18 protein-coding genes and 3 pseudogenes are annotated in these 24526 nt (G+C 54.7%); 9 read left to right on the forward strand and 12 right to left on the reverse strand.

The genetic code is table 11. The features are described from left to right. Positions 1–13 precede the first annotated feature (13 nt). Positions 14–184, forward strand: a pseudogene (locus CV945_RS07370) (IS982 family transposase); the annotation flags it as partial. A 542-nt stretch (positions 185–726) separates the two neighbouring features. Here CV945_RS07370 and CV945_RS07375 read toward each other — a convergent pair. The 5 genes and pseudogenes from CV945_RS07375 to CV945_RS07395 all read right to left on the reverse strand — a co-directional run. Further along, a pseudogene (locus CV945_RS07375) lies at positions 727–1110 on the reverse strand (RpnC/YadD family protein); the annotation flags it as partial. Between the two features lie 49 nt (positions 1111–1159). Next, positions 1160–2380, reverse strand: a complete 1221-nt coding sequence (locus CV945_RS07380) for a TIGR02679 family protein (protein WP_033024570.1) — start codon at positions 2378–2380, stop codon at positions 1160–1162. Next, on the reverse strand, positions 2377–6498 hold the full coding sequence (locus CV945_RS07385) for a TIGR02680 family protein (RefSeq protein WP_100659475.1): 4122 nt from the start codon (positions 6496–6498) through the stop codon (positions 2377–2379). The genes CV945_RS07380 and CV945_RS07385 overlap by 4 nt, the downstream gene beginning before the upstream one ends. After that, positions 6458–7654, reverse strand: coding sequence for a TIGR02678 family protein (locus tag CV945_RS07390; protein WP_100659476.1), 1197 nt, complete (start codon positions 7652–7654; stop codon positions 6458–6460). Before CV945_RS07390 ends, CV945_RS07385 begins: the two co-directional genes overlap by 41 nt. A 2-nt stretch (positions 7655–7656) precedes the next feature. After that, positions 7657–9147 (reverse strand): TIGR02677 family protein, encoded by a 1491-nt coding sequence (locus tag CV945_RS07395; protein WP_100659477.1) that lies wholly within the window; start codon positions 9145–9147, stop codon positions 7657–7659. 145 nt (positions 9148–9292) lie between these two features. Here CV945_RS07395 and CV945_RS07400 point away from each other — a divergent pair, with 145 nt between their 5' ends. The 4 genes from CV945_RS07400 (at position 9293) to CV945_RS07415 (ending at position 13358) form a co-directional block, all read left to right on the forward strand. After that, entirely contained in the window at positions 9293–10024 is a 732-nt protein-coding gene (locus tag CV945_RS07400; RefSeq protein WP_100659478.1) for a hypothetical protein, read from the forward strand. A 433-nt stretch (positions 10025–10457) separates the two neighbouring features. Next, positions 10458–11360, forward strand: coding sequence for a glycine betaine ABC transporter substrate-binding protein (locus tag CV945_RS07405; RefSeq protein ID WP_100659479.1), 903 nt, complete (start codon positions 10458–10460; stop codon positions 11358–11360). A gap of 16 nt (positions 11361–11376) precedes the next feature. Continuing rightward, a complete protein-coding gene (locus tag CV945_RS07410) occupies positions 11377–12504 on the forward strand; it encodes an ABC transporter ATP-binding protein (RefSeq protein ID WP_100659480.1) in 1128 nt (375 codons plus the stop codon). A 224-nt stretch (positions 12505–12728) separates the two neighbouring features. Continuing rightward, entirely contained in the window at positions 12729–13358 is a 630-nt protein-coding gene (locus tag CV945_RS07415; protein ID WP_050368131.1) for an ABC transporter permease, read from the forward strand. Between the two features lie 216 nt (positions 13359–13574). On the opposite strand, the gene CV945_RS07420 is transcribed toward CV945_RS07415, so the two are convergent. The 4 genes from CV945_RS07420 to gatC form a co-directional block, all read right to left on the reverse strand. Further along, positions 13575–14879: a homocysteine synthase gene (locus CV945_RS07420; RefSeq protein ID WP_100659481.1), complete on the reverse strand. Its 1305-nt coding sequence runs from the start codon at positions 14877–14879 to the stop codon at positions 13575–13577. Between the two features lie 175 nt (positions 14880–15054). Next, positions 15055–16485, reverse strand: a complete 1431-nt coding sequence (gene gatB, locus CV945_RS07425) for an Asp-tRNA(Asn)/Glu-tRNA(Gln) amidotransferase subunit GatB (protein ID WP_063193642.1) — start codon at positions 16483–16485, stop codon at positions 15055–15057. Between the two features lie 13 nt (positions 16486–16498). Continuing rightward, entirely contained in the window at positions 16499–17956 is a 1458-nt protein-coding gene (gene gatA / locus CV945_RS07430) for an Asp-tRNA(Asn)/Glu-tRNA(Gln) amidotransferase subunit GatA (protein ID WP_100659482.1), read from the reverse strand. Between the two features lie 12 nt (positions 17957–17968). After that, positions 17969–18259: an Asp-tRNA(Asn)/Glu-tRNA(Gln) amidotransferase subunit GatC gene (gatC, locus tag CV945_RS07435; protein WP_014194780.1), complete on the reverse strand. Its 291-nt coding sequence runs from the start codon at positions 18257–18259 to the stop codon at positions 17969–17971. A 120-nt stretch (positions 18260–18379) separates the two neighbouring features. Between gatC and CV945_RS07440 the strand changes: the two genes are divergently transcribed. The 4 genes and pseudogenes from CV945_RS07440 to CV945_RS07455 all read left to right on the forward strand — a co-directional run. Continuing rightward, complete coding sequence (locus CV945_RS07440; RefSeq protein WP_232722052.1) at positions 18380–18574, forward strand: Uma2 family endonuclease; 195 nt, start codon at positions 18380–18382, stop codon at positions 18572–18574. 169 nt (positions 18575–18743) lie between these two features. Beyond that, positions 18744–19250, forward strand: a complete 507-nt coding sequence (locus tag CV945_RS07445) for a hypothetical protein (RefSeq protein ID WP_100659483.1) — start codon at positions 18744–18746, stop codon at positions 19248–19250. A 29-nt stretch (positions 19251–19279) separates the two neighbouring features. Continuing rightward, positions 19280–20059 carry a VOC family protein gene (locus CV945_RS07450; protein WP_100659484.1) on the forward strand — a complete coding sequence of 260 codons (780 nt, stop codon included), beginning with the start codon at positions 19280–19282 and terminating at the stop codon, positions 20057–20059. 135 nt (positions 20060–20194) lie between these two features. Next, positions 20195–20485, forward strand: a pseudogene (locus CV945_RS07455) (flavin monoamine oxidase family protein); the annotation flags it as partial. A gap of 7 nt (positions 20486–20492) precedes the next feature. On the opposite strand, the gene CV945_RS07460 reads toward CV945_RS07455, so the two are convergent. The 3 genes from CV945_RS07460 to ligA all read right to left on the reverse strand — a co-directional run bounded on the left by CV945_RS07460 (position 20493) and on the right by ligA (position 24523). Further along, entirely contained in the window at positions 20493–21050 is a 558-nt protein-coding gene (locus CV945_RS07460; protein ID WP_100659485.1) for an LOG family protein, read from the reverse strand. 240 nt (positions 21051–21290) lie between these two features. Continuing rightward, positions 21291–22514 carry a CamS family sex pheromone protein gene (locus tag CV945_RS07465; RefSeq protein WP_033009959.1) on the reverse strand — a complete coding sequence of 408 codons (1224 nt, stop codon included), beginning with the start codon at positions 22512–22514 and terminating at the stop codon, positions 21291–21293. After that, entirely contained in the window at positions 22511–24523 is a 2013-nt protein-coding gene (ligA, locus tag CV945_RS07470; protein WP_100659486.1) for an NAD-dependent DNA ligase LigA, read from the reverse strand. Before ligA ends, CV945_RS07465 begins: the two co-directional genes overlap by 4 nt. Positions 24524–24526 lie beyond the last annotated feature (3 nt).

Raw genomic sequence — 24526 nt, forward strand, 5'->3', positions numbered from 1 at the left:
GTCCGAAGCATAGGAGAAATGGATCCAACAAAAACGCAAAGTGATCGAGACGGTGTTCTCGGTTCTGGTTGACCAATACCGGATCACAGGGATCCGAGCAAATTCCATGATCGGATTTGAAGTAGCGCTCGACGGCATATTGTTAGCCTATTCCCTAGTTACACTTGGGCTAGTTGAGTTCTAACGCTCAACTAGCACCACGGGTAACACAAATATTTTGGTACACCGGCACAGGTCTCATCCCTTGTAGGTACGATAAAAACGCTGTTGTTATACGGCAGAAAACTGCCTTTTTTCGGTTTCAATCCCTCATAGGTACGATAAAAACTTGATCCAGTTCCCCGATATGAAAATGAGGCTCCTGAGTTTCAATCCCTCATAGGTGCGATAAAAACTGTCAACGTCTCGGAATTCCTTATCACTATTTCCAAGTTTCAATCCCTCATAGGTACGATAAAAACCGACTGCCCCATTTTAAACTGGACAGGCCCTGTATGAGGTTTCAATCCCTCATAGGTACGATAAAAACCCCACACAATGCGCATAAAATCAAGCTTTTCCCCTTTTGGCTGTTTTCAGAATATCACGTTTCAAATATTCTGTCAATATCGTTCAGCCGTGTTGGCTGTAGGATTTTGGCGCAAAAGAACATTGTCGTCGATCTCCCGGGGTTTTGGCACGATTGGAGGTCGACGACAATGCGGAGCTTGACGGCGAAGGGCCGTCTCACCCCTTCATCCTTTCAATCTTCTCCATCGGCAGTCCGGTCAGTTCGTGGATCGTGTCGACATCGTATCCTTTCGCCAGCATTCTCTTCACCACGTCGAGCTTCCCTTCCTCGATCCCTTCTTGGCGTCCTTGCTTCATCCCTTGCTTTAACCCCTGTTCGATTCCTTGTTGGATTCCCTTTTCCAGCCCCCGCTGTTCGTATGAGACGATGAGCTCCATCACACGCTTTGCTTCCTTCGTTTCCATTTGGCTCACCTCGTGTCGCCGTTTTGCTTCCTCCTCTTCGGATCGCCGCAAATACGTCTCGAAAAAACCGAACAACAGCCGCTGTTTCGCTTCATCCAGCTCGAGACGGACAAGCATGCGCAAAAATTCCTTTTGGAGAAGGAGACCCGATCGCTCCGGGCTCCTTCTCTGGCTCATGGATGGACTACCCGTTGATATCCTCTGTCAGCCTCCCGATAATTGCCTCTTGATACCCCGCTTTTTTCGTTTCCGCCATCTCCTCTTTCAGCGGCTGCAGCGGCGTCGACGTTACGGATGCGAGCTTGGCGAGGCGCTCGGGGGTCAGGTCGACGACAGGGTTGGCGGCCCTATAATCCTCGACGGAAAAGCGCCAAAGGGTGACGGCCTGTCCATACCGCTCCTGCAGCCGCTCTGCCATGGCCAATCCTTCTGGGTCGAAGTCGCCGGAGTAATACAGCTTGGCGCCTGAAGAGGCAAGAAGATCGAGCAGCTTCATCGTCGCCAAGTTCATTTGCCCGTTCGTGCTGACAAGCGGGGCGCGGGTGTCAAGCAGCGTCGAAAAGACGCCCGCGTTTTCGACAATGTACACCGTCCCCCCATGGGCAGGGCGGGCGCGGACAAGCGACAGCACATCTCTAAGCGGCATGTTCAGCGCCGTGTTCGCCTCCCAGGCAGCGGAGAAAACAGGATGCGGTCCGTCCTTGGTTTCAGCAAGAATGTTGGCGCATGTGACAAAGTTCAGGATATCCTCACGGAGCAAGCCGACGGACTGGAGCAACTCGTTGACGCTCTCTACAGATGCCATGTCCCAATCCCCGGGCACGGTCGCTTGCAACGCCGAAAGCAACAATCTCCCCGGTAGCGTGGACAAATCGAACGCATGCGGGTCGCCCGCCACTTGCTGGGCAAAGAGCGGGAGGCGCATGTATGACGGGAGCGGGAGGCGGCCCAAAGCCGCGCTGACAAGGCGGATGGCCTCCTCCAGGCTGCGGCGGTCGGTTTCGTACGCCGTTTGGACGAAGCGCTGAGGGCGGACCGACTCAACCCAATGATGCTCCTCGGTCAGACGCGCAAAAAAACGATCCCGTTCCTCTTCCTCCGCCTGGCGCCGTTCTTTGTTTGAGACAAGCGGGGCGCCGAAGTACTGTTCAAGCAGCTCGACAAGCCCAACGCCCGCAAACCTCGTCTGTCCGAGCTGTTTTTCAAACGCGATAAGGGAGACGCGGGAGACGTCTTTGCCGAAAAAGGCGGCCACCGCCTCCCGCTCTTCATCGGTGAACGCCTCTAAAGACACCGCGCCGCCGACGCGGCCGAGCGACTCGTACTTGTGCTTCATCTCGATAAACAGACGGCGGAAGCCCGGTTCAGAGCGGAAAAAGGCAGCCGCCTCCTTGGCCGTGCTCACGTCTCGATCGTCTCCCATTCTTTATCATTGACCATCAGCTGTTTGACGCGGCCGTTCCAACGGTAATGAATGACGGTCACAAACGACGCATTGCGCGGACGGACGAGTTCGCAAATGGACAACGCGGGCACGGTGTCGTAGTCGCCCCAAAGCGCCTGCGAGTTCATGATGTAGTTAAAGCCGAGCTGTTCGACAAGTCCGAACAGGTTGCGGATGTTGTTTTCATCGACGCCGGCGAACGCCTCGTCGAGCGAAATGATGTACGGGGCATCATCGCCCGCTTCTTGGTAGCGCGAATACGCCGCGGCGAAAAGCGGAATGTACATCGCCATCGCCTTTTCCCCACCGCTGAATTGGTAAAAGCGGTGGTTCGTCAGCTCGCGTTTCGGCTCGTTTGTTTTTTCATAGTACAAAGTGAAGGAAAACCATTTCCGATAGTCGAGCACTTCTTTAATGATTTGATGGAGCGTGCTGCCTTGGCCGCGCTCTTCAAGCAATTCGCGGGCGCGGGCGATTTTCGAGCGGAAATGGTTCGTCACTCGCTGTAAATCTTCCTCTCTAAGCAGCCGCGGATCGAGCCGCAACAGGCGCACCAATTCTTTCGTATCGAGCTCCGCTTCCGTCTCCGCCGTTTTCGGCTTCCATTGAATGGACAGCACAAGCCCTGATGATGTGTCGAGGCCGCCCATCAGTTTATTCATCTCATTCACCCACCGTTCGGCGCGCTGAATGCGGCTGCGCAAAATGCGGCCGACTGATTTTAAGATGACGTCCTCATACAGCTCGCGGTCTTGTTCTTTCATATACTCGTGCTGCAAGACGATGTCGCGCTCCACTTCCGCCAGCACCGCAAACGGCGTGGCGCGCTCGCCTTTGTAGTCGAGGTAAATGACGTGCCGTTCTTGTTTCTCCCGCCAGTCCGCGGCTTTCATGGCCATCTCATCGTCTGGGGCAGCGGCGGTCCATTCGGGCTTTGTTTGTTCTTCCAGCGGCTCGAAGGACGCCCGGTATTCGGTCAAGTTGGACGACTCTTGGAAAAAGACGGTGTTCAGCCGCGCCAGAAGCGAGGAACGCGTCTCTTTTAACACTGCTTCGTACCGTTGTTTCGCTTCTTTCGCCTGCTCCAGGAGGGAGCGGGAACGATCAAGATCCACAAGCCCAAGCGCCGCTTCACGGGCAAACGACTTTTCCCACATCGCGGCGAGCTCGCGGGCGAACGCTTCCCGCCGCGCCTCTTTTTCCCGTTCTTCGGCCAGGCGCATGAGCTGCTGTTCCGTCCGCGCCCGTTCGTTGACAAGGCGCGGAATTTCGCGGCGCAAAGACGCCAACCGTTCTTGAATGCGGGCGATTTCGGCGCGAATGTCATCCGCTCCCATTTGTGCGAGCGTCCGCTCCATCTCCGCGATTCGCAAGGCGAGCCGCTCGGTTTCATCCCGAAGTCGATTTCGTTCGCCTTTCGCCTCGTCGATCTCCGCTTCCAGCACCGCAAGCTGCTCGCGCTGCTGAGCGATCACGGCTTCGGTATGGCGCGTTTCGCGGTAAAGCACTTCGAGTTCGTGCAAATGGCGGACGTACGATTTCATGGCGAGCATGGCTTGTTCGCAGCCGTCCAAGGTGAAGGCTAAATCAAGCTCAGCCGATTCGTCACGAAGCTGCTGTTTGATTTGTTTCCATTCGCGCGCAAGGAGGGCCGCTTTTTCTTCTTGCCGCTTCCATTCCCGCTCTTTGCTTTCCGCTTGGCGGCGCGCTTCTTGCGCTTCGTCAAACGCGGTGCGCACGTCGCGGTCCGCCGGGAAGGACGCCAACCAGTCGGCGAGCGCTTGAATGGCCGCTTCCACGGCCGCATGCGCCCCACGCAGACGGTCGATCTCTTGCCCCATCGCGGCGATCTCCGCTTCCAGCGCCGCGATGTTTTCAAGCCGCCACCGCTCGCGCGCCGCACGGCCAATGAACGCCGCCTTCGATCCCCGCGGTGCATGGCCGCGGACAAGGCCGAGCGAATAGCGCCCCGTTTCATCGATCGTCATGCCGCCTTCTTGGTCGGCATCGGTGATGACGATGCTTCGGAGCACTTCGTCAATCCGCTCCATTGACACAGGGGCATTGGCATCTGGGCGCAAATAATCAGCAAGCGTGTGCGCCATATGGACCGGTTTCGGAATGAGCACACGGTCGCAGGCGACGTCGATCTCGCGAGCAGTAATGAGGGCGTCAAGCAGCCCCGCGTGCGAAAGCGCCGATTCGATTCGCTCGCGCACATCATCAGGCACATCGTCGACAAATTCCACCGCGGCATAAAGCGGGACAAACGGAATGCCTTTCTCCTCCAACGCCAACCGGGCGGCAGTGGTTTGTTCATCCCGTTCAGGCTCGGGGTCGCGTTGTTCCCGCCAACGGCGCAGTTCGGCTTCACGTTCTGCCCGTTTTTCTTCCAACAGACGGATGTCATGCTCGAGCCGCCATTTCTCATCCTTTTTCTTCCCGACGGCATCGTAATACGCTTGCACGAACGGGCGCTTCAGATCATCGAGCGAATACTGCTCATAGAGGGCGTCCATTTGTTGCAAAAACGACTGAATATCCGCTTCGGAAATGTCGACGTCTCCTTGCCCGATCCAAGCCAGCACGGCTTGTTCAAACCGCTCTTTCTCCTGCTCGAGCAGCTCTTCCCATTTCCGCTGCTGATGGCGCCATTCGTCCATTTCCCGCTGCCGTTCGCCCGCTTCGCTGCTCGCTTCCTCATAGCGCCGTTTCACCTCGTCATGCCTGCGCCAAAGGCGGGCCAGCCCTTCAAGCCGCTCGATATGGCGGTCGGCTTCCTGTTTCCAAGCGGCAAACAAAAACTCCTGCTCCTTTTGGCGATGGCGGTGAAAGTCGCCTTCGTTCGTTTCATGCAAGGAAAAGGATCCTTCGTCGGCATCCATACGCAGCTGCTCCAGCTCGTCTTCAAGCTTCCGCTCAAGGTCGTCCAACCGTGCTTCCGCTTCATCGAGGCGGCGGCGGTGCTGACGTTCCTGCCGTTCTTTTTCCGCAATCGTCTGCTCGTGCCGCTCCCGCCGCTCCTCTAGGCGCTGCCGTTCGGCTTTCAGCTGTTCATACTTTTCCGCCTGCTGGAACACTTCATGGCCAGCCAAGTCGATTTCGCGCGCTCGCAGCACGTCTTCCTCGCGGCCGAGGCGGGTGATGGACTCCTCAAGCTCATCAAGCGTCGTTCGCGCCCGCTCTTCTTCATCGTGAAGGCGGTGTTGTTCAGCAGCGAGCTGTTCCGCTTGTTTGACCGCTTTTACGTATTCTGCCGCCTTTTCGGCGATCATATATTCGTTGTACAGGCGGTATTGATCGCAAAGGCGCTTCAACGCCCGCTCGTCACGCTCGAGCTGCTCAAGCTGCTGCTTGGCTTGGTCCATGTTTTCGATCGTGTCCGATAGATGGCGGAGCTCGTCATCAGTCAACGGAGGCAGCGAGCTTTCCAAAATCTCATAAATGACCGTCGGCTTAAAGTCTTTCGACAGCTTCGGACTGCGCAGTTGAATGAGCAGTTCGATCAATTCTTGAAACGCCTCGAGCGATTCAAAGCGAAACACATGCTTATTGACGAGCTCCATATACTCTTTTTGCGTGTCGACGACCGTCCCGCCCGCGCCGAGCGCTGCGGCCAGCTCGCGTTTCGTGAGCGGGATTTTCTCTCCTGTTTTTTCTTTTTTATATAGGGTAAGATGATGACCGATGCGGCGGTTGTCGAAAAGGACAAACCCCCAAAAGTCGAGGCTTTTTTGCCGCTTCGCGCGCAGGCCGATGCCCGTTGTGACGTATTGGTCGGATGCTTTTCGTTTGTATTCCAAAAACAAATACCCCGTTCGCTCGTCGCGGTTGACGACATCTTTTTCTCCAAGCAAGTAGTCTTCCATCCGCCGCGCCCGCGAGCCGAACGGATCGAGGCGGTCGGGCGTCTTCTTGCCGTCAAGCAGCACCGGGATCAAGCTTTGCATCGTCACCGACTTGCCCGCCCCGTTGCTTCCCCGCAACAGCAGCTTGCCGTCAGCGAAGTGAAAGTATTGCTCGTCGTAATACCAAAAATTAATCAGCCCCGCGCGATGAAGCACCCATGGATTCGCCATGTTCCTCCCCCTCTTTTGCGTCAAAATCATCTGGATACCGTCCCGCCACCCGTCCGAGAAGCGGATAGAGAACGATCATTCCTGTGTCGCGCTCTATATCAGCCATGCGCCATTCGCAAAGCGCCGCAAGCACCTCGCGGACGAGCTCGGCGGCCGACATGTCACGGTACGTTTTCCCCCACCCCGCCCCGTAACGGCGGCGGCAATCGGCAAGCCAAGCGGAAAACTGTTCCGGCGTCAAGCGAATGCGGCCGTATTCATCCGGCGGATAGTCCTGAAGCCGCTCGCGCACCAAGGCAGAAAAATGAAGGATGATCTCCGACGTTCCTTTCTGGTCGGGAAATGTCGTGTACGGCGCCTGCCGCTCAGGCAACGTCAACATGGCGGCGTTTTTGTACAACTCGTACCGAAACGGCGTATGCGCTTCGATGTCATCGCGCAGCCGATGGCGGAAGTTGCGCAAGTAGTAAAAATCTTTCTCGTCGCCTTCCGTCCGATGCACAGCCGGGGATAAAAACAACTTCCGGTACAGGCGATGGCGCCGATAATCTTGCGGCGAGGCTTTCCATTCCTCGGCCATCAGCTCCTCAATCGATTCATACCGAAGCAAATCTTTCGGATGCGTACGCATAAAATAGCGGGCGAGCACGGGCACTTCGTACAACGCTTCTTCCTCCGCATGTTGCGCGAACGCTTCAATCTCCCCGTCCATCCGGCGGACGAGCCCGATTTGTTCCGCCGTTTTCAACACGCGGATGAGCGCGCGCCGATGCGCGTAGTTCGTCCAATCGACCGGCAAATCCCCTGGGTACATGGCGCGGATTTCTTCGCACACGTCGGAAAGCAAAAACTTGTCCTCCACCGCCTTGCCTTCCAAATACGCCATCAAGCAGCAAAACAGCGCATAATCGAGCGGCTCTTGGAACGACTCGATGCCCATCCACGGCTCGGGATCGGCGGGAATTTTCTCGAGCTTGGCGAAATAGCGGTGGACGATGAGTCGATACCCAAACTTCTCCTCCACATACCGTTTCAACACATGTTCACGCTCGCGGATGAGCTGATACAAATCCGGCTCTTGGTCGCGAATGATCCAAAACTGCTCAAACAGCGCGGCGAGCGCTTCCTTCGCCTTGTCGTCAAACGCCGTCTCCACGCTCATTCACCTCCTGCCAGCACGTGGATTTCATAGTTGGGCATTACGAGTTCCCCGTCTTCCGCCCGAAGGCAAATCGTCCCCTCTTTCGCCGCCACCTTGACCACCCACCCGTTTTCTGTCTTAATAGCTTGCCCCTCGCGCCCCATCGCCTTGGCGATCCAACCGAGCAGCGTTTTTCGTACATATGGAGTCACCTCGGGAAGGTCAGCCAGCACGATTTTCCCGTCGGTCACAAGCTGCCTAAGCGCCGCTTCCTCGCGCGCTTTTTCTTCCAAATAGCGGAGGCGCGCTTCTTCTTTCTCCCGCTCTTTATCTTCTATCGCCTGCGGCTTTTTCTTTTCCCCGTAATGGCGGACGCGCGGCTTCGTCACCCACTCAGCTGGCGGATCGTCCCATACGTCGCGGTATATGTTGTCGGTCGCTTCCGTGTCAGCGACGAGATGTTTCGTATGGAAACAGCCGAACACGACCGCCGACAGACAATGCGCCTCTTCAATCGATTCAAGGCGGGAAAACCACCGCGCCAAATGCAAGTAGTCGCCTTTGCGGCTGCGAAAATGATGATGCCGCTCGCCAAGCCGCTGCACGACGCGCGTCAGGCGGCGAATCGCCTCATTCGTCTGATATTGCAAAAACAAAAGCTCACTCTCGCGCCCGTTGCGGCCTAAAAACCATTCACACAAGCTGCGCCACGTCTCCCATTTTTCTTCAATCTGCATCGGACGCGGCGGCGGCGCATCGGCAAAGCGCGGAATCGACCGCTCATAGTCGACGACATGCCCGATGAACTGCCGAACCCCATCCTCCGGCAAGTTTTCCAGCAATTGTTCGATTTGCATCGACGTTTTTTGCAAGGCGACGATAAAATCGCGCAAATACGCGGTAAACTGCTCTTTATAGACGAGAAACGACTCAGACGTCATCCGCTCTTCCACGTTTTCGCTATGTAAATAGGCCATATAGTCTGCGGAATTTTGGATGATTTTCTTGAAATAATCGAACGTCTCTTCCCATACTTGGTACATTTCATCTCTCTGTTCCTGAAACCCGGAGGCGATGATCGCCTCGATGCGGGAAAGGGAAGCATACAAGCGGTCAAACCGCGTTTTCTCAAGCGATCCTCCGAACGAATCCCCAAGCTGCTCAAGCGTGCGGATCATCCGCTCGATCTCCACCGTGTACGGACTGCATTGGTAGCGGAATCGCTTTTTCTTAAACTCTTCAATCGTCCGCACGTGGGACGTCTCTTGACGGGCGATCAAGTTGTTCCATTTCACGAGCTGGTCGAGGTCTTGCTGCAAGTCATCTTCTGTGTAATCGGCAAACTCCTCGTGCTGCTTTAAAAAAGCGTACACTTCTTCTGGAAACAAATATTGGCGCATCCGCTCGTGCTGAATGTAGAAATAGCGCAAAATCGCACGGTAGCGGTGCGCGTTTTCGGTCGATAAATATTTGGTTTCGACAATGGGTTTGAGCCATGTGGCATCCATTTCCGTCCACCTTTGCTTCGGTTTTTTCCTACTGTTTATTGTAACGATTTTCTCCGCTCTTTTTCTAGCAAAAACCGTTTTCCTATTTTTTCTCGCCATCGGCGCGCGTTTTTTGTAAAATAGAGGGGAAAAGGAGGTGAAACGAATGGAAGCGTTGCTGCGGGAAATTTTGCATGAAGTGAAAGCGACGCGCGCGGCGGTCGAATCGCTCGAGCAACGGGTTGGCGCCTTGGAGGGGCAAGTGGCCCAGCTCAATGAACGAACAGGTGCTCTTGAAGCTCAAATGACCAAGCTGAATGAGCGCACGAGCGTTCTCGAACGCCAGGTCGCACAGCTTAACGAACGAACAAGCGCCCTTGAGCAGCAGTTCACTCAGTTGAATGAGCGGACAAGCAACCTTGAGCACCAAGTTGCTCATCTCAACGAACGCATGGGCACTGTCGAACATCAAGTCGCCCAACTCAACGAACGCATGGGCACTGTCGAACATCAAGTCGCCCAACTCAACGAACGCATGGGCACTGTCGAATATCAAGTCGCCCAACTCAACGAACGCATGGGCACTGTCGAACATCAAGTCGCCCAACTGAACGAGCAGACGACCACGCTTGCGCAACAAATCGACTTGCTGGATGAGCGCACGAATGAAACGAAGGCGATCGTTGAAGCGCTCCGCCATGGGCAAGAAGTGCTGACCGCCAAATACGAGGCGATGGCGCACGACCTTCACCATATGAAAGGCGACCTCACCCATATCACATCCATCCTCGAAGACAAAGTGCTGCCTGCCCTCGCCGAACATGAAGCGGGACTGCACGTCTTGAACGCCCGCGTTTTCAAAACGGAAAGCACCCTTCATCGCCTTGTTCATGCCTAATGCGTTCCCCATAAAAAACGTTCCACACGGATTCCTTTTTCACCCGGCAGCTGTGGGCTGCCGTTTTTTTTGTTCACGTGTCGATCCGTTCGTCTTCGCCATGGAGCCTGCCAACCTTTCGATCAACGGCGCGGGGGAATGCATAGCCAGCATGTTGATGGATAAACGGCGGGCTTATTCGAACATCTCGAATTCGGAGCATTCTGAAGGATTCGCCAGCATTCCGGAGCATTTTTTAGGATCAAGGAGGAGAGGGCCATCATCACCGCGAGAGCAGGCGAGAGGCAAACATATCGACTGATACCAAATTTGCCAGTTGCACCCAAATTGCGGTATCCTTTGTTTGTGACGCTTTTTCATCCCCTCCGCGTCTTGTTGCCGCCTTTTTTCATCCCCCTTTATTTGTATGATAACAGCCGAAAAAGGAGGAATTGTGTTGCGAAAATGGATTCGATCTTTGCTCGCTGTCGGGCTTGTGTTTGGGTTAGCGGCCTGCAACGGAACGAGCGATGCGAAAGGAAAAATTGTGATTAGCGGAAAGAAGTTTACCGAGCAGGTGATTTTGACGCATTTGTTGGCGGAATATGTAAAGGCCAACACCGATTTGGATGTGGAAGTGAAGGACAGTCTAGGCGGCGCGTTTATGTTGCAGCAAGCCATTGAAAATGGCGATGTCGACATGTACGTTGAGTACACCGGAACGGGATACTTAAACATTTTAAAACAGCCGTACGATCCTAAAAAGACGCCCGAACAAATCTACAATGAAACGAAGAAATTATATAAGAAAAAATACAACATCGCTTGGCTCAAACCACTCGGATTTAACAACACCTACGCCTTGGCCATGCGCAGAGACTTGGCGGAAAAGCTCGGGGTAAAAACGTACTCCGATTTGGCCAAACACTCGTCCTCCCTCACCTTCGGGTCGGACGCCGAGTTTTTTGAGCGAAGCGACGGCTATGATGGGCTTGTCGATGCGTACGGATTTCAGTTCAAGAAAAAAGTGACGATCGATCCAGACCTGCAATACGAAGCGGCGAAAAACGGGGAGATTGACGTCATCACCGCCTATACGACTGATGCAAGAATCAAAAAATATGATTTGGTCGTGCTAAAAGATGATAAGAACTACTTTCCGCCATACCACTCCGTGCCGATCATCCGCCAGGAAGTGCTCGATGCCAATCCCGTGCTTGAGGAGAAACTGAACAAGTTGGCCAACATTTTGACCGATGAAAAAATGATGGAACTAAACGGCCAAGTGAACTTGGAAGGAAAACAGCCACGTGAGGTGGCAATCAACTTTTTGAAATCGGAAGGACTGATCGACTAGAAAGCGAGGAATGTCAATGATTCGGTTTGAAAACGTGACGAAACAGTATGAGGACGGCTTTGTCGCCTTAAAAAATATGAATCTTGAAATCCGCAAAGGCGAGCTGGTCGCCTTGATCGGGCCGAGCGGGTGCGGGAAAACGACGACAATGCGGATGATCAACCGCCTGATCGAGCCGACATCGGGCAAAGTGTACATCGACGGGCAAGACATTTCTGAGCTCGACCCGGTTGAGCTGCGGCGCAACATCGGCTACGTCATCCAGCAAATCGGCTTGTTTCCGCACATGACGATCGCGGAAAACATCGCACTCGTGCCGAAACTAAAAAAGTGGGAAAAACACGTCTATGAAAAACGGGTCGATGAGTTGCTTGAGCTCGTCGGATTGGATCCAGCGACGTTCAAGCACCGCTACCCGTCAGAGCTCAGCGGCGGCCAGCAGCAGCGCGTCGGCGTCGTCCGCGCCTTGGCCGCCGAGCCGGATATTATTTTAATGGATGAGCCGTTCAGCGCTCTTGACCCGATCAGCCGCGAGCAGCTGCAAGATGACATCGTCCGCCTGCAAGAAGAGATTCAGAAAACGATTGTCTTTGTCACCCATGATATGGACGAAGCGATTAAAATCGCCGATCGGATCGCCTTGATGAAGGACGGGGAAATCGTCCAATTTGCGACGCCCGACCAAATGCTTCGGCGGCCGGCGAACTCGTTCGTCCGCGAGTTTATCGGCGAAGACCGGCTGCGGACCCGCCAGACGGCCGTGCCGACGGCGGAAGATTTAATGTCGGTTGATGTCGCGACGATCTCGCCGCGCCGCGGTTTAGCGGAAGCGTTCCGATTGATGAAAGCGAAAAAAGTCGACAGTTTGATTGTGGTCGATAAAAAGCACTCGTTTCTCGGCATCGTGACGTTGAAACAAATCGAGGAGCGCTATCGGGAAGAGCATTTGTTAGTCGCCGACATCGCTGATTACGATGTGACGACATTACAAAAAGAAGCGGGTGTCACCGACGTCGCTGCTTTGTTCCAAGACTCGGATGTGCGCATCATTCCGGTGCTCGACGGCGACCGTCTTGTTGGCGGTATTACGCGCTCGAGCATGATGCGCGCACTCGCTGAGTGGACGTTCCAGCAGCACGCATAACGGGCAACGGAACATGCGCAGGCAAATCACAGCCGGAAAACTCGATGCCGCAATCGCCTCGCTTGAACAACATGCCTCATGTTGAAAAGGAAAAATGGCCTCGAGCGGTTTGTCAACGGAATTCGTTCTGCTTGCGAATAAAAAGGGATGACCGTTTTTATCTGAACTTCTCACGACGAAGCAGCAGCCATCCGCTGCCGCTTTTTCCGCCAAGGAGGGATACAATGGAATTATTGCAGACGTTGATCGAACGAAAGAATGATATTTGGATCGCCTTTCAAGAGCATGTGCTCTTATCCGCTATCGCCATGGGCATTGCGATCGTCATCGCCGTGCCGCTTGGCGTCGTATTGACGCGGTATCGCAAACTCGCCGAGCCGATCATCGGCGTGGCCGCCATCATTCAGACAATTCCGAGCCTGGCCTTGCTTGGATTTATGCTTCCGATTTTCGGCATCGGCAAACTGCCGGCGATCATCGCGTTGACGCTGTACGCCTTGCTTCCGATTTTGCGCAACACGTACACTGGGATTCTCGGCGTCGACCCGGCGCTGGTGGACGCTGGCCGAGGGATGGGGATGACATCGCGGCAAATTTTATGGATGGTGGAGCTTCCTCTCTCGCTTCCCGTCATTATGGCTGGCGTGCGCACGGCAACGGTGCTGACGATCGGCGTCGCCGCCTTGGCGACCTTCATCGGCGCCGGCGGTCTTGGCGACTTGATCGACCGCGGCTTGCGCATCGCCGATAAAAACTTGATTTTAGCCGGGGCCATTCCTGCGGCGATCTTAGCGATTGCCTTTGACTGGCTGCTGCGCAAAGTCGAAAAGAAAGTGACGCCGAAAGGGTTGTGACGGGCCATTGGCCCCAACATGAAAACACAAACCTTGAGGAAGCCATGTTCCCAGCTTGCCTGCCTGGAGGAAACGAGCCGGCATCGACTAGTAAACATGATGGTACGCGTACCAAGCCAATCTGGAACCGTAAGACGATGTCCCATTAAAAAAAACAGTCTGTCTCTGCGCTTACGAAAGCCACCCAGCAAGCGGGTGGCTTTCCTTGTGCATCCACTACTTCACCCCCACCGTCTGGCTTTGGCGAATGGCTTGACGCAAGTCGTCCAAAATGTCGTCGATCGCTTCCGTGCCGACGGACAGGCGCACAAGGCCCGGGGTGACGCCGGCGGACAGCTGTTCGTCCGGGCTCAGCTGCTCGTGCGTTGTGCTGGCCGGGTGGATGATGAGCGATTTCGAATCACCGATGTTGGCCAAATGGGAGAACAGCTTGACCGAGTCGATCAGTTTTTTGCCAGCTTCGACGCCGCCTTTGATTTCAAACGTGACGATCGCGCCCTGCCCATTCGGCAAATACTTTTTCGCCAGTTCATGCGACGGATGGCTCGGAAGCCCTGGGTAGTTGACCGATTCGACGGCTTCTTCCTCTTCTAAAAACTTGGCGACGGCAAGGGCGTTTTCGCTATGGCGCTGCATCCGCAAATGGAGCGTCTCCAGCCCTTGCAGCAGCAAAAACGCATTAAACGGCGACAGCGCTGCCCCTAAGTCGCGCAACAGCTGAATACGCGCTTTCGTGATATACGCTGCTTCCCCGACAGCATCGACATACACCAAACCATGATAACTCGGATCAGGTTCGGTGAACTCCGGAAACTTGCCGCTCCCTTTCCAGTCGAACTTGCCGCTGTCGACAATCACGCCGCCGATCGAATTGCCGTGCCCGCCGATAAACTTTGTCGCTGAGTGGACGACGATGTCGGCGCCGAATTCAATCGGCCGCAACAAATAGGGGCTGGCCACCGTGTTGTCAACGATGAGCGGAATGCCGTGGCGATGAGCGATATCAGCTACCGCTTCAATGTCGAGCACATCGTTTTTCGGGTTGCCGATCGTTTCCGCAAACAACGCTTTCGTTTTGTCGGTGATGGCCTTCTCAAAGTTTTCCGGGTCAGACGGATCGACAAACTTCACCGTAATGCCAAATTTGCGCAGCGTATGGGCGAACAAGTTGTACGTGCCGCCGTAAATGGACGACGACGACACGATTTCATCGCCCGCCGAGGCGATGTTGATGAGCGAATAAAACACTGCCGCCTGTCCCGATGAGAGCGCAAGCGCCCCAATGCCGCCTTCAAGCGCCGCGATCCGCTTTTCGAACACATCGTTCGTCGGGTTCATAATGCGCGTGTAAATAAACCCTTCCTCTTTCAAGCCAAACAAATTGGCTGCATGCTCGCTGTCGCGAAATACGTACGAACTCGTCTGATAGATGGGCACCGCCCGCGCTCCCGTTTCCGCATCCGGTTTTTGCCCGGCATGGATGGCAAGCGTTTCCGGGCGGAAAGTTTGTTCATGGCTCATCGTTTCCTCTCCCCCTCTTTGATCCCTCGAGATCTCATATCCTACTAAATCAATTGGTTTTTCTTATAAAGAATCTATCACTGGATCACAACGTTTGTCAATTATATTTTTTTAATAGTGCAAAAATTTTTATTGAAAACAGAGCCTGCCGGTGGGCAGGCCTCCTATTGTTTCATTATCGTTTTCCAATTTCCTCTACTAACAGCTTATTGACAAGCGGCGGGTTCGCTTGCCCTTTCGTTGCTTTCATCACTTGGCCGACGAGGAAACCGAGCGCGCGGTCTTTGCCGTTTTTATAGTCTTCGACCGACTGCGGGTTGGCGTCAAGCACTTCGAGCACGATTTTGCGCAGCGCTCCCTCGTCGGAAATTTGCACGAGCCCTTTTTCTTTGACGATTTTCTCTGGGTCGCCGCCTTTTTCAACAAGCTCTTTGAACACTTTTTTCGCGATTTTCGACGAAATCGTGCCGTTTTGGATGAGTTTGATCATGCCTGCTAGGCTTTCCGGCGTCAAGGCGATGTCATGCAGCTCTTTTTGTTCGGCGTTTAAGTACCCGGACACTTCGACCATGAGCCAGTTCGACGCCAGTTTTGGATCAGCGCCGTTGGCGACGGTCGCTTCAAAGAAGTCAGCCATTTCTTTTGTCAGTGTGAGCACTTTGGCGTCGTATTCCGGCAGGCCCCATTCTTCGACATACCGCTTCCGGCGGGCGTCCGGCAGCTCCGGAATCGAGGCGCGGACGCGCTCTTTCCATTCGTCGTCAATATAGAGCATCACCAAGTCCGGCTCTGGGAAGTAGCGATAGTCTTCCGAGCCTTCTTTGACGCGCATCAAAACGGTCGTTTTCGTCGCTTCATCAAAGCGCCGCGTTTCTTGACGGATGACGCCGCCCGAGAGCAAAATTTTCTCCTGCCGCTTCGCCTCATACTCGAGCCCCATGCGGACGAAGTTGAACGAGTTTAAGTTTTTCAACTCCGTTTTCGTGCCGAATTGGTCCGATCCGATCGGCCGGAGCGAAATGTTGGCGTCGCAGCGGAGCGATCCTTCTTCCATTTTGCAGTCGGAGACGCCCGTGTATTGGATGATCGCCTTTAATTTTTCCAAGTAGGCGTACGCCTCTTCCGGCGAGCGGATGTCTGGCTCGGAGACGATCTCAATGAGCGGCGTCCCTTGGCGGTTAAAATCCACGAGCGAATAGCCGTCGCCTGTATGCGTCAATTTGCCCGCGTCCTCTTCCAAGTGAATGCGGGTGATGCCGATTTTTTTCTTTTTTCCGTTTACTTCGATTTCGATCCAGCCGTTTTTGCCAAGCGGCTGATCGTATTGCGAAATTTGGTACGCTTTCGGGTTGTCCGGATAAAAATAGTTTTTGCGGTCGAATTTCGTTTCGGTCGCGATTTCGCAGTTTAACGCCATCGCTGCTTTCATCGCAAACTCGACCGCCTGGCGGTTCAACACCGGCAGCACGCCCGGATACCCTAAGTCGATGACGTTCGTTTGCGTGTTCGGGGGCGCCCCAAACGCGTTCGGGCTGCTGGAGAAAATTTTCGATTTCGTTTTCAGCTCGACGTGCACCTCAAGTCCGATGACCGTTTCAAAGTTCATCACCTAACCCCCCTTACAACACCGGTTTTTGCTTATGGTAGTCGGTCGCCTGTTCAAAGGCGTGGGCGACGCGGTAGACCGTGCTTTCATCAAAGTGCTTGCCGATGATTTGCAAGCCGACCGGCAAGCCGTCGACAAAGCCGCACGGCACGGAAATGGCCGGCACGCCCGCCAGGTTGACTGGAATCGTTAAAATGTCGTTTGCGTACATCGTCAGCGGGTCGCTCGTTTTCTCGCCGATTTTAAACGCCGGCGTCGGTGTCGTCGGGCCGATGATGACGTCATATTGCTCAAAGACGTTCTCAAAATCTCGTTTGATCAACGTCCGCACTTTTTGCGCTTTTTTGTAATACGCATCGTAATAGCCCGAGCTTAACGCGAACGTCCCGAGCATAATGCGGCGCTTGACCTCCGCCCCGAATCCTTCGCTCCGTGTGAGTTTATACATATCGATCAAGTTTTTGGCGTTGTCCGTCCGGTAGCCGTAGCGGACGCCGTCAAAGCGGGCGAGGTTCGCCGAGGCTTCCGACGAAGCGAGCAAGTAGTACGTCGCCAAGGCATATTTCGAATGCGGCAGCGACACTTCTTCCCACGTTGCACCGAGCTTCTCAAGCACGGCAAGCGCCGCAAGCACCGACTGGCGCACGCTTTCATCGACGCCTTCGCCTAAATATTCGTTCGGCACGGCGATTTTCAATCCTTTGATATCGCCCGTTAACGCCTCCACATAGTTCGGCACTGGAATGTTCGCTGAAGTCGAATCCATCGGGTCGACGCCCGCGATCGCTTGCAATACATACGCGTTGTCTTCGACCGTGCGCGTAATCGGGCCGATTTGGTCCAGCGACGAGGCAAACGCGACGAGGCCAAAGCGCGAGACGCGGCCGTATGTCGGCTTCAAACCAACAACCCCGCAAAACGCCGCCGGCTGGCGGATCGAACCGCCCGTATCCGAACCTAAAGCAAACGGCACTTCCCCTGCCGCCACCGCCGCCGCCGAACCGCCGCTCGAGCCGCCCGGAACGCGCTCTAAGTCCCACGGGTTGCGCGTCAGCTGAAAGCCAGAGTTTTCCGTCGACGAGCCCATGGCGAACTCGTCCATATTCAGCTTCCCGATCGTAATGGCGCCCGCAGCGTTCAGCCGCTCCATAACGGTCGCGTCGTAAATCGGGTCAAAGTTGTATAAAATTTTGCTGGCGCATGTCGTGCGCAATCCTTTTGTGACGATGTTGTCTTTAATGCCGATCGGCAAGCCGAACAGCGGATTCGTTTCCTCGCCTTTGGCGAGCTGGTCATCGAGCTCCTTCGCTTTCGCCCGCGCCTGTTCTTCATTTAATGTTAAAAACGCTTGCACTTTTTCTTCCACTTCGCCGATGCGTCGGTACGATTCGTCGACTAAATCGGAAATCGACACTTCTTTTTTCTGCAGCAACGTATGTAATTCTGATACGGAATGGTCAAAAAGCGACATAAATCCCCCTCCTTACTCTAAAATGGCCGGCACACGGAACTGGCCGTCTTGCTGATCCGGCGCGTTTTTCAACACTTCCTCGCGCGGCAGCCCCGGTTCTGGAATATCCTCGCGCATCACGTTTCTCATATCAAGCACGTGCGAAGTCGGCGGAACGTTCTCCGTATCCAATTCATTCAACTGCTCGGCAAACGTAATGATCGCATCGAGCTGTTTCGTAAACATCTCCGCCTCTTCATCCGTAATCGCCAACCGCGCTAGGTCGGCGACGTGTTTGACTTGGTCAATGGAAATTCGCGACATAGTTTCACCTCCAACGAGTTCGACCTATCACAATACCATGATGATACCAAACTTTCATCGAATGAAGCAACAGTTGCCGCGTGTTCTGGGCGAGAATCAATCTACATATTCGCGATGCAAATGTTTCACAACTATGAACAAACTGGTGTCAGAGAATACTGGATTGTCGATCCGGTTCATGAGACCGTCGAAAAATATGCCTTGCAAGATCAAAAGTTTCACCAAGTGCAAGTGCACTATAAAGATGAAACGATTTGCCCTCATATTTTTCCAAACCTCTTCATCGCATTGCCAAAAGTATTCGCTTCCATGTGAGAACCCTCCTGACAAAAATCGGGAGGATTTTTTTGCACCGATATGGAATAAATCCTTGACAAACAAGGAATATGAAGGAGTTTGTCCGCCATGGATGTTCAAATTTTCTTGATTGACAATCCCGAACATATGTACTATAATGGCTGTAACGGACGAAAAAGGGGGAATCATGACGATGAGTGACGCTTTGCTCGCCCAAGTGCTCGACCGCCTAAGCGCCATGGATGGCACGCTGCAAAAGCTCGTAGAAGGCCAAGAGCGGCTCGAGCGGGAACAAATCGCCATTCGCCAGGAACAAGAAGAAATTCGAAAAGAACAACAAGAAATCCGAAAAGAGCAGCAGGAAATCCGTTTGGAACAACAGCGTCTGCGTCAAGAACAAGATTCGCTTCGCGCCGGGCAAAAGGAATTGAACGGCATCGTGGCCGCTCTTCTCCACCGCCAAGACGAAACAGACGCCAAACTGGAAGCTCTCGCCGCTGACGTCCACCAGCTTCACCAGGAATTTGCCTCATTGAAACAAACGGTGGACCGCCTCGAACAAAAAATGGACTCCCGTTACGAACAATTGTCCGCCCAAATCGAAGACATCAAACTGGACTTGAATTTCATCGCCCACCGCACCGTCGACAACGAACGAATCATTTACAAACTGAAAGAAATGTTGTTCCGCTGATCGATTGATCTAAAGAGGAGGCCACCGCCATGCATGTCGCGTTTGACCATCTCGTCCATCTCGTCGAACGACCGGAGCAAGTGAAAATGGCGTTTGAACAATGGGGGCTTGCGGCCATCCACGGCGGCCGCCATCCGTCATGGGGAACGTACAACGCCTTATGTTACGTAGAGCATTTGCGCTACATCGAGTGGATCGGCATTGCCGATATGCAGACGGCGAGAACGTGCGGAAACCCGCTCATCACTCAGCTTGTCGCCGACCACCGCCAAGAAGGAAGCGGCTTCTCCCAGTTTGCCTTTCGCACGAACGACATCGAAGCGGTGGCGGCACAGCTCAAAAGCAAAGGATTCGCCCCAGTCGGTCCGCTCCCCGGCAGCCGCGAACGCGATGACGGCAAGCGGCTCACATGGTCGATGCTGTTTATCGAAGACGACACAGACGGCGTGTTTCGCTATCCGTTTTTCATTCAGTGGGGCGACCGTGATGATGTACGGATGAACGAGCTGGCGCCGCTCATGAGACACCCAATTGGCTCTGTTTCGCTCTCGTCAATTAGCCTCTACACCCTCGGTCTCGAGCGGGCGGTCAACGGCTATCGCCGGCTGTTTGACTTGCCCGAACCCGATGTCGGGCGCGATGAGGCGGGAGCATACGCGGAGCTCGCTGTCGGCGGCATTGCGATTCGGTTCTATGAGGCTGACCGCCGTCATCCATCGACGCGCCCGTTTTCGTGCCGGCTTGTGGGAATGCAGGAGCAGCGCCGCATTGAAATCGATGGCGCGACGTATATCGTTTCCAAGCCGTGACGGGCATTCCTATTCTCACATACTCCCCTTTGCCGCGGAATAAGATGGAATAACCGCACCTTCATCCTCGCGCGGTGAAAACGGCAAAGGGGGAGTCCAACCGTGTCCCACCCGTATGTTTCTCCAAAACTTTCGATGGAAACGATGATCTCGATCATTCGAAACGGCTTAAAGAAAACCGCGGCGCCTCGACACATCGTCATCATCGGCGCCGGAATGGCCGGACTTGTCGCAGCGTCATTGCTGAAGCAGGCGGGTCATCGCGTCACCATCTTAGAAGCATCCGAGCGGGTCGGCGGCCGCATCTACACGCTCCGCTCCAACTTTCGCGACGACCAGTATCTCGAAGCCGGCGCGATGCGCATTCCTCACACCCATGCTTTGACGCTGGAATACATCCAAAAATTCAACTTGCCGCTTCCCCCGTCCACGGTCAAGAGTGGCGGCGACGGCAAAATGTGTTCATCTGTCCATACAGCGTCAGAACGTCTTCGGCGCTGACGATCAGCTTGAGGTCTTCCGGCGCGGCGAATCCGCTGTCAACTGTATGCCGAAGCAAATGAAGAAGAGGATCGAAAAACCCTTCCACGTTAAGCAAGCCAATCGGTTTTTGGTGGAGGCCGACGCGCGACCATGAGAGCACTTCAAACAGCTCTTCATACGTCCCATACCCGCCTGGCAAGGCGATAAACCCGTCGGCCGACTCATACATTTTCGCTTTGCGGGTGTGCATTGTATCGACGACCACCAGCTCGCTCAACCGGTCATGCGCCACTTCCCTGTCTTTTAAAAACTGCGGAATGATGCCGATCACACGCCCTTGATGGCGAAGCGCCGCCTCCGCGATTTCCCCCATCAAGCCGCGTTTTCCGCCGCCGTAAATAAGCGTCGTGCCGCTTTGGGCGAGAAACGTTCCGAGCGCTTTCGCCGCTTCCTTATATCTCCCATCGTTTCCATTGCTTGATCCGCAAAACACGCAAATCGCCTTCAAGTCTCACACCCGCCTCCTGCCATAACCTGTTGCTCGTTTTGCATCCGTTTTCGAGTGCTGCGCTCATTTTCCTACCGTCATTATACAATGCTCTCCCTGTTCTTTCCACCATCGTTCGGACGGCCTTTTCGCGCAAAAAAGGGCCGCTGCTGCAGCCCTTTCCGCTTCCTTCATTTTTGGAGAATCAAATGTTCGGATCACTCCGTTCGCCGTATCCCAAATAACGCGATGATGCCGACCTTATTGATAAATATGCACAAACGGCTCGTCTGCTTTCGCCTGGCGCACGATGAGGCTTTCCGGCTGGCCGGCCGAGGCGATGTAGACATTAACGGTGATGTAGTCCGGGAATTTTTCCATCACCAAGCCGGTCACGTATTGGGTAAAGCCGATCACTTCCGCTTTGCCGTAAAACGGCATCGTAATGTTGATCGTTAACTTCTGAAGCTGGTCGTTGACGTACAACCCTCTGCCGACGATGCCAGTGTAGTTCGGGAAAAAGTCTTCAACATCTGATTTAAAATTGTTGAATTTGAGCCAGTCATCACGATGGTTCTCTTCCGCCTCATCGGACGGGAATAAATAATATTCCTCGTTTACCGCCTCCCAATCATCGATGGTGCTGCTTCCTTCATCGACATGGGCGACGGCGAAAAAGTGGCCTGGAACAACAGATGAACGGGGCGCTTGTTTGTATAAAGCGATCGTAATCGGCACACTGCCAAGCCCTTTCATGCTCCGCAGCCGCTTCAGCACCTCGGCGGCGATCCGCTTTCCTTCCCGTTCGATGACATCGTCTTTGATTTTGACCTCGCGCGGATAGCCTTGCTCGGTCGAATAATAGTGGACGGAGTTTAACGCCAGGCCGATGGCGACGCCACCAAGCTTCACCTTGTCGTTATCGACTTTCACTAAGTAGTCGTGCTCCAAAATGCTGGCCAGGTAAATCGGGCTTTGTTTGTTTTTTTGCTCATTCGTTCCTTTGTCGCTGATCGGCGGGTTTAAGCCGATGTTGTCTTCCGGTTTCATTTTCTCTGCCTTCAGCTGGCTGTCCGTCCGCTTGCGGGCGAGCCAGCGCCCGATCGTTTCGCTGTCCAAATATTGCCCTTCCTGAAACAAATATTCATCCGGGGAAAATTGCTCAGATGCCAAGCGCATCAGCCCGGTTTCAAATTCATCGACATCAAGCCGGGTGTTGACGTCGTTGACGACCCGCCCGCGCGCCCCGGACGGCTTAAAAGGCAAGACAACGCGGTAATACGAATCAGAAATGTTGTATTTCGGGATGACCGCTTCTTGCTCTTTGCTTCCTTTGTCTTGCACGACTTCCTCACCTTTGTCAAACTTCGGCGCACACGCAGACAACAAACAAATCGAAGCGAGCCCGACAACGGCCAACCGCTTTCGGGCCCGATTCGTCCAACGACAAGCAACGAAACTGCGAAGTAGTGAGATTTGTTTCATCGTTTCCCCCTGTTGATCTCTTGCAAAAATCGTGATTCGTCCCAAATCTCAATGCCAAGCTGCTGGGCTTTCTCCAGCTTCGATCCGGCATCCTCGCCGGCGATGACAAGGTCGGTGCTGCGGCTGACGCTGCCGGTGACGCGCCCGCCAAGCCGCTCAATTTGTTCTTTTGCTTCATTGCGCGACATCGACGCGAGCTTGCCGGTCAAGACGACCGTTTTGCCGGCGAAGGCGGAGTCAGCAGGCGCTTCAGCCGACCGCTTCGGCCCTTTGTAAGCCATATTGACACCGTAAGCGCGCAGCTCCTGGAGCAGCTCAGTTGCTTCGGGTTGGGCGAAGAACGCCGTGATCGCATCCGCCATTTTCTCTCCGATTTCGGGGACGGCCATCAACTCCTCTTTCGTCGCCCGTTCGAGCCGCTCCATCGTTTCAAAATGCTCAGCCAAAAGTTGGGCGGCTTTCGCTCCGACGTAGCGAATGCCAAGGCCAAACAGCAGCCGTTCAAGCGAGTTTTGCTTCGACGCCTCAATCGCCGCAAGCAAGTTGGCCGCCGACTTTTCCCCCATCCGTTCCAACCCGACAAGCTGTTCCTTCGTCAGGCAGTACAAATCGGCGACATCGCGGACAAGGCCGGCGTTAAACAGCTGGGTGACGACTTTTTCGCCCAAACCCTCGATGTTCATCGCCGCCCTTGAGGCAAAATGGATGAGCCGCTCGCGCAGCTGGGCCGGGCAGTTCGGGTTCAAGCAGCGGAGCGCCACTTCCCCCTCGAGACGGACGAGCTCGCTTTCGCATTCCGGGCAGTGCGTCGGCATCGCAAACGGCGTTTCATCCCCATCGCGCCGGTCAACGACGACGCCGACCACTTCCGGGATGATGTCGCCCGCTTTTTTAATGATGACCGCATCGCCGATGCGAATGTCTTTTTCCCGTATAAAATCTTCATTGTGAAGGGTGGCGCGCTGCACCGTCGTGCCGGCGACGCGCACCGGCTCTAAAATCGCCGTCGGCGTGACGACACCCGTGCGGCCGACGTTCACCTCAATGCCGATTAACGTCGTCACCACTTCCTCGGCTGGGAACTTGTAGGCAATCGCCCAGCGCGGGCTTTTCGCCGTCGCGCCAAGCGCCCGTTGCTGGGCGAATGAGTCCACCTTAATAACGATGCCGTCAATCTCATACGGCAGCTGCGACCGCTTGTCGTGCCACTCGCTGATAAAGGCGATCACCTCATCGATATTGGCGCAGCGCCGTCGCTCTGGGTTTACTTTAAACCCGAGCGCCTGCAAATAATCAAGCGCTTCGCTGTGTGAAGCGATGCCGAGCGCCTCGGCGTCGGCTAAGCCATATACAAACAAATCCAGCTGGCGCGAGGCCGCCACTTTCGGGTCGAGCTGGCGGAGCGAGCCAGCCGCGGCGTTGCGCGGGTTGGCAAACAGCTCCTCGCCGCGGGCTTTTCGCTCCTCATTCAAGCGCAAAAACGACGCTTTCGGCATAAACGCCTCGCCGCGCGCTTCAAGCGACACCGGTTCTTTCAGACGGAGAGGCAGCGAGCGGATCGTTTTCAAATTTTCCGTAATGTCTTCACCCGTCGTCCCGTCGCCGCGCGTCGCCCCTTGGACGAAATAGCCGTCTTCATAGCGGACCGAGACGGCGAGGCCGTCGATTTTCAGCTCGCATACGTACGCCGCTTCCCCGACTTCCTGACGGACGCGGCGGTCAAAATCGCGCAAGTCTCCTTCGCCAAACGCGTTCGCCAAGCTCATCATCGGAACGCGATGCGCCACTTTGCGAAACGCCTCAAGGGGCGGACCGCCGATACGCTGGGTTGGCGAATCGCTCGTTTTGAGCTCCGGATATTGTTCCTCAATGGCGATGAGCTCTTGCATCAACCGGTCATACTCGGCATCTGGAACAGACGGGCGGTCAAGCACATAATATTCGTACCCGTAGCGGTTCAACAGTTCGCGCAGCTCGGCCGCGCGCCGTTCGGCTTGTTGGCGGTCCATACG

The sequence above is a fragment of the Geobacillus sp. Manikaran-105 genome (assembly GCF_002809955.1).
GTDB classification, from domain to species: Bacteria; Bacillota; Bacilli; order Bacillales; family Anoxybacillaceae; genus Geobacillus; species Geobacillus thermophilus.

Coding starts and splice junctions, on each gene's coding strand:
- CV945_RS07385 (WP_100659475.1), bottom strand. CDS start 6,498: ATGGCGAATCCATGGGTGCTTCATCGCGCGGGGCTGATTAATTTTTGG.
- CV945_RS07395 (WP_100659477.1), bottom strand. CDS start 9,147: ATGGATGCCACATGGCTCAAACCCATTGTCGAAACCAAATATTTATCG.
- CV945_RS07400 (WP_100659478.1), top strand. CDS start 9,293: ATGGAAGCGTTGCTGCGGGAAATTTTGCATGAAGTGAAAGCGACGCGC.
- CV945_RS07410 (WP_100659480.1), top strand. CDS start 11,377: ATGATTCGGTTTGAAAACGTGACGAAACAGTATGAGGACGGCTTTGTC.
- CV945_RS07415 (WP_050368131.1), top strand. CDS start 12,729: ATGGAATTATTGCAGACGTTGATCGAACGAAAGAATGATATTTGGATC.
- CV945_RS07420 (WP_100659481.1), bottom strand. CDS start 14,879: ATGAGCCATGAACAAACTTTCCGCCCGGAAACGCTTGCCATCCATGCC.
- gatB (WP_063193642.1), bottom strand. CDS start 16,485: ATGAACTTTGAAACGGTCATCGGACTTGAGGTGCACGTCGAGCTGAAA.
- gatA (WP_100659482.1), bottom strand. CDS start 17,956: ATGTCGCTTTTTGACCATTCCGTATCAGAATTACATACGTTGCTGCAG.
- gatC (WP_014194780.1), bottom strand. CDS start 18,259: ATGTCGCGAATTTCCATTGACCAAGTCAAACACGTCGCCGACCTAGCG.
- CV945_RS07440 (WP_232722052.1), top strand. CDS start 18,380: ATGTTTCACAACTATGAACAAACTGGTGTCAGAGAATACTGGATTGTC.
- CV945_RS07445 (WP_100659483.1), top strand. CDS start 18,744: ATGACGATGAGTGACGCTTTGCTCGCCCAAGTGCTCGACCGCCTAAGC.
- CV945_RS07450 (WP_100659484.1), top strand. CDS start 19,280: ATGCATGTCGCGTTTGACCATCTCGTCCATCTCGTCGAACGACCGGAG.
- CV945_RS07465 (WP_033009959.1), bottom strand. CDS start 22,514: ATGAAACAAATCTCACTACTTCGCAGTTTCGTTGCTTGTCGTTGGACG.
- ligA (WP_100659486.1), bottom strand. CDS start 24,523: ATGGACCGCCAACAAGCCGAACGGCGCGCGGCCGAGCTGCGCGAACTG.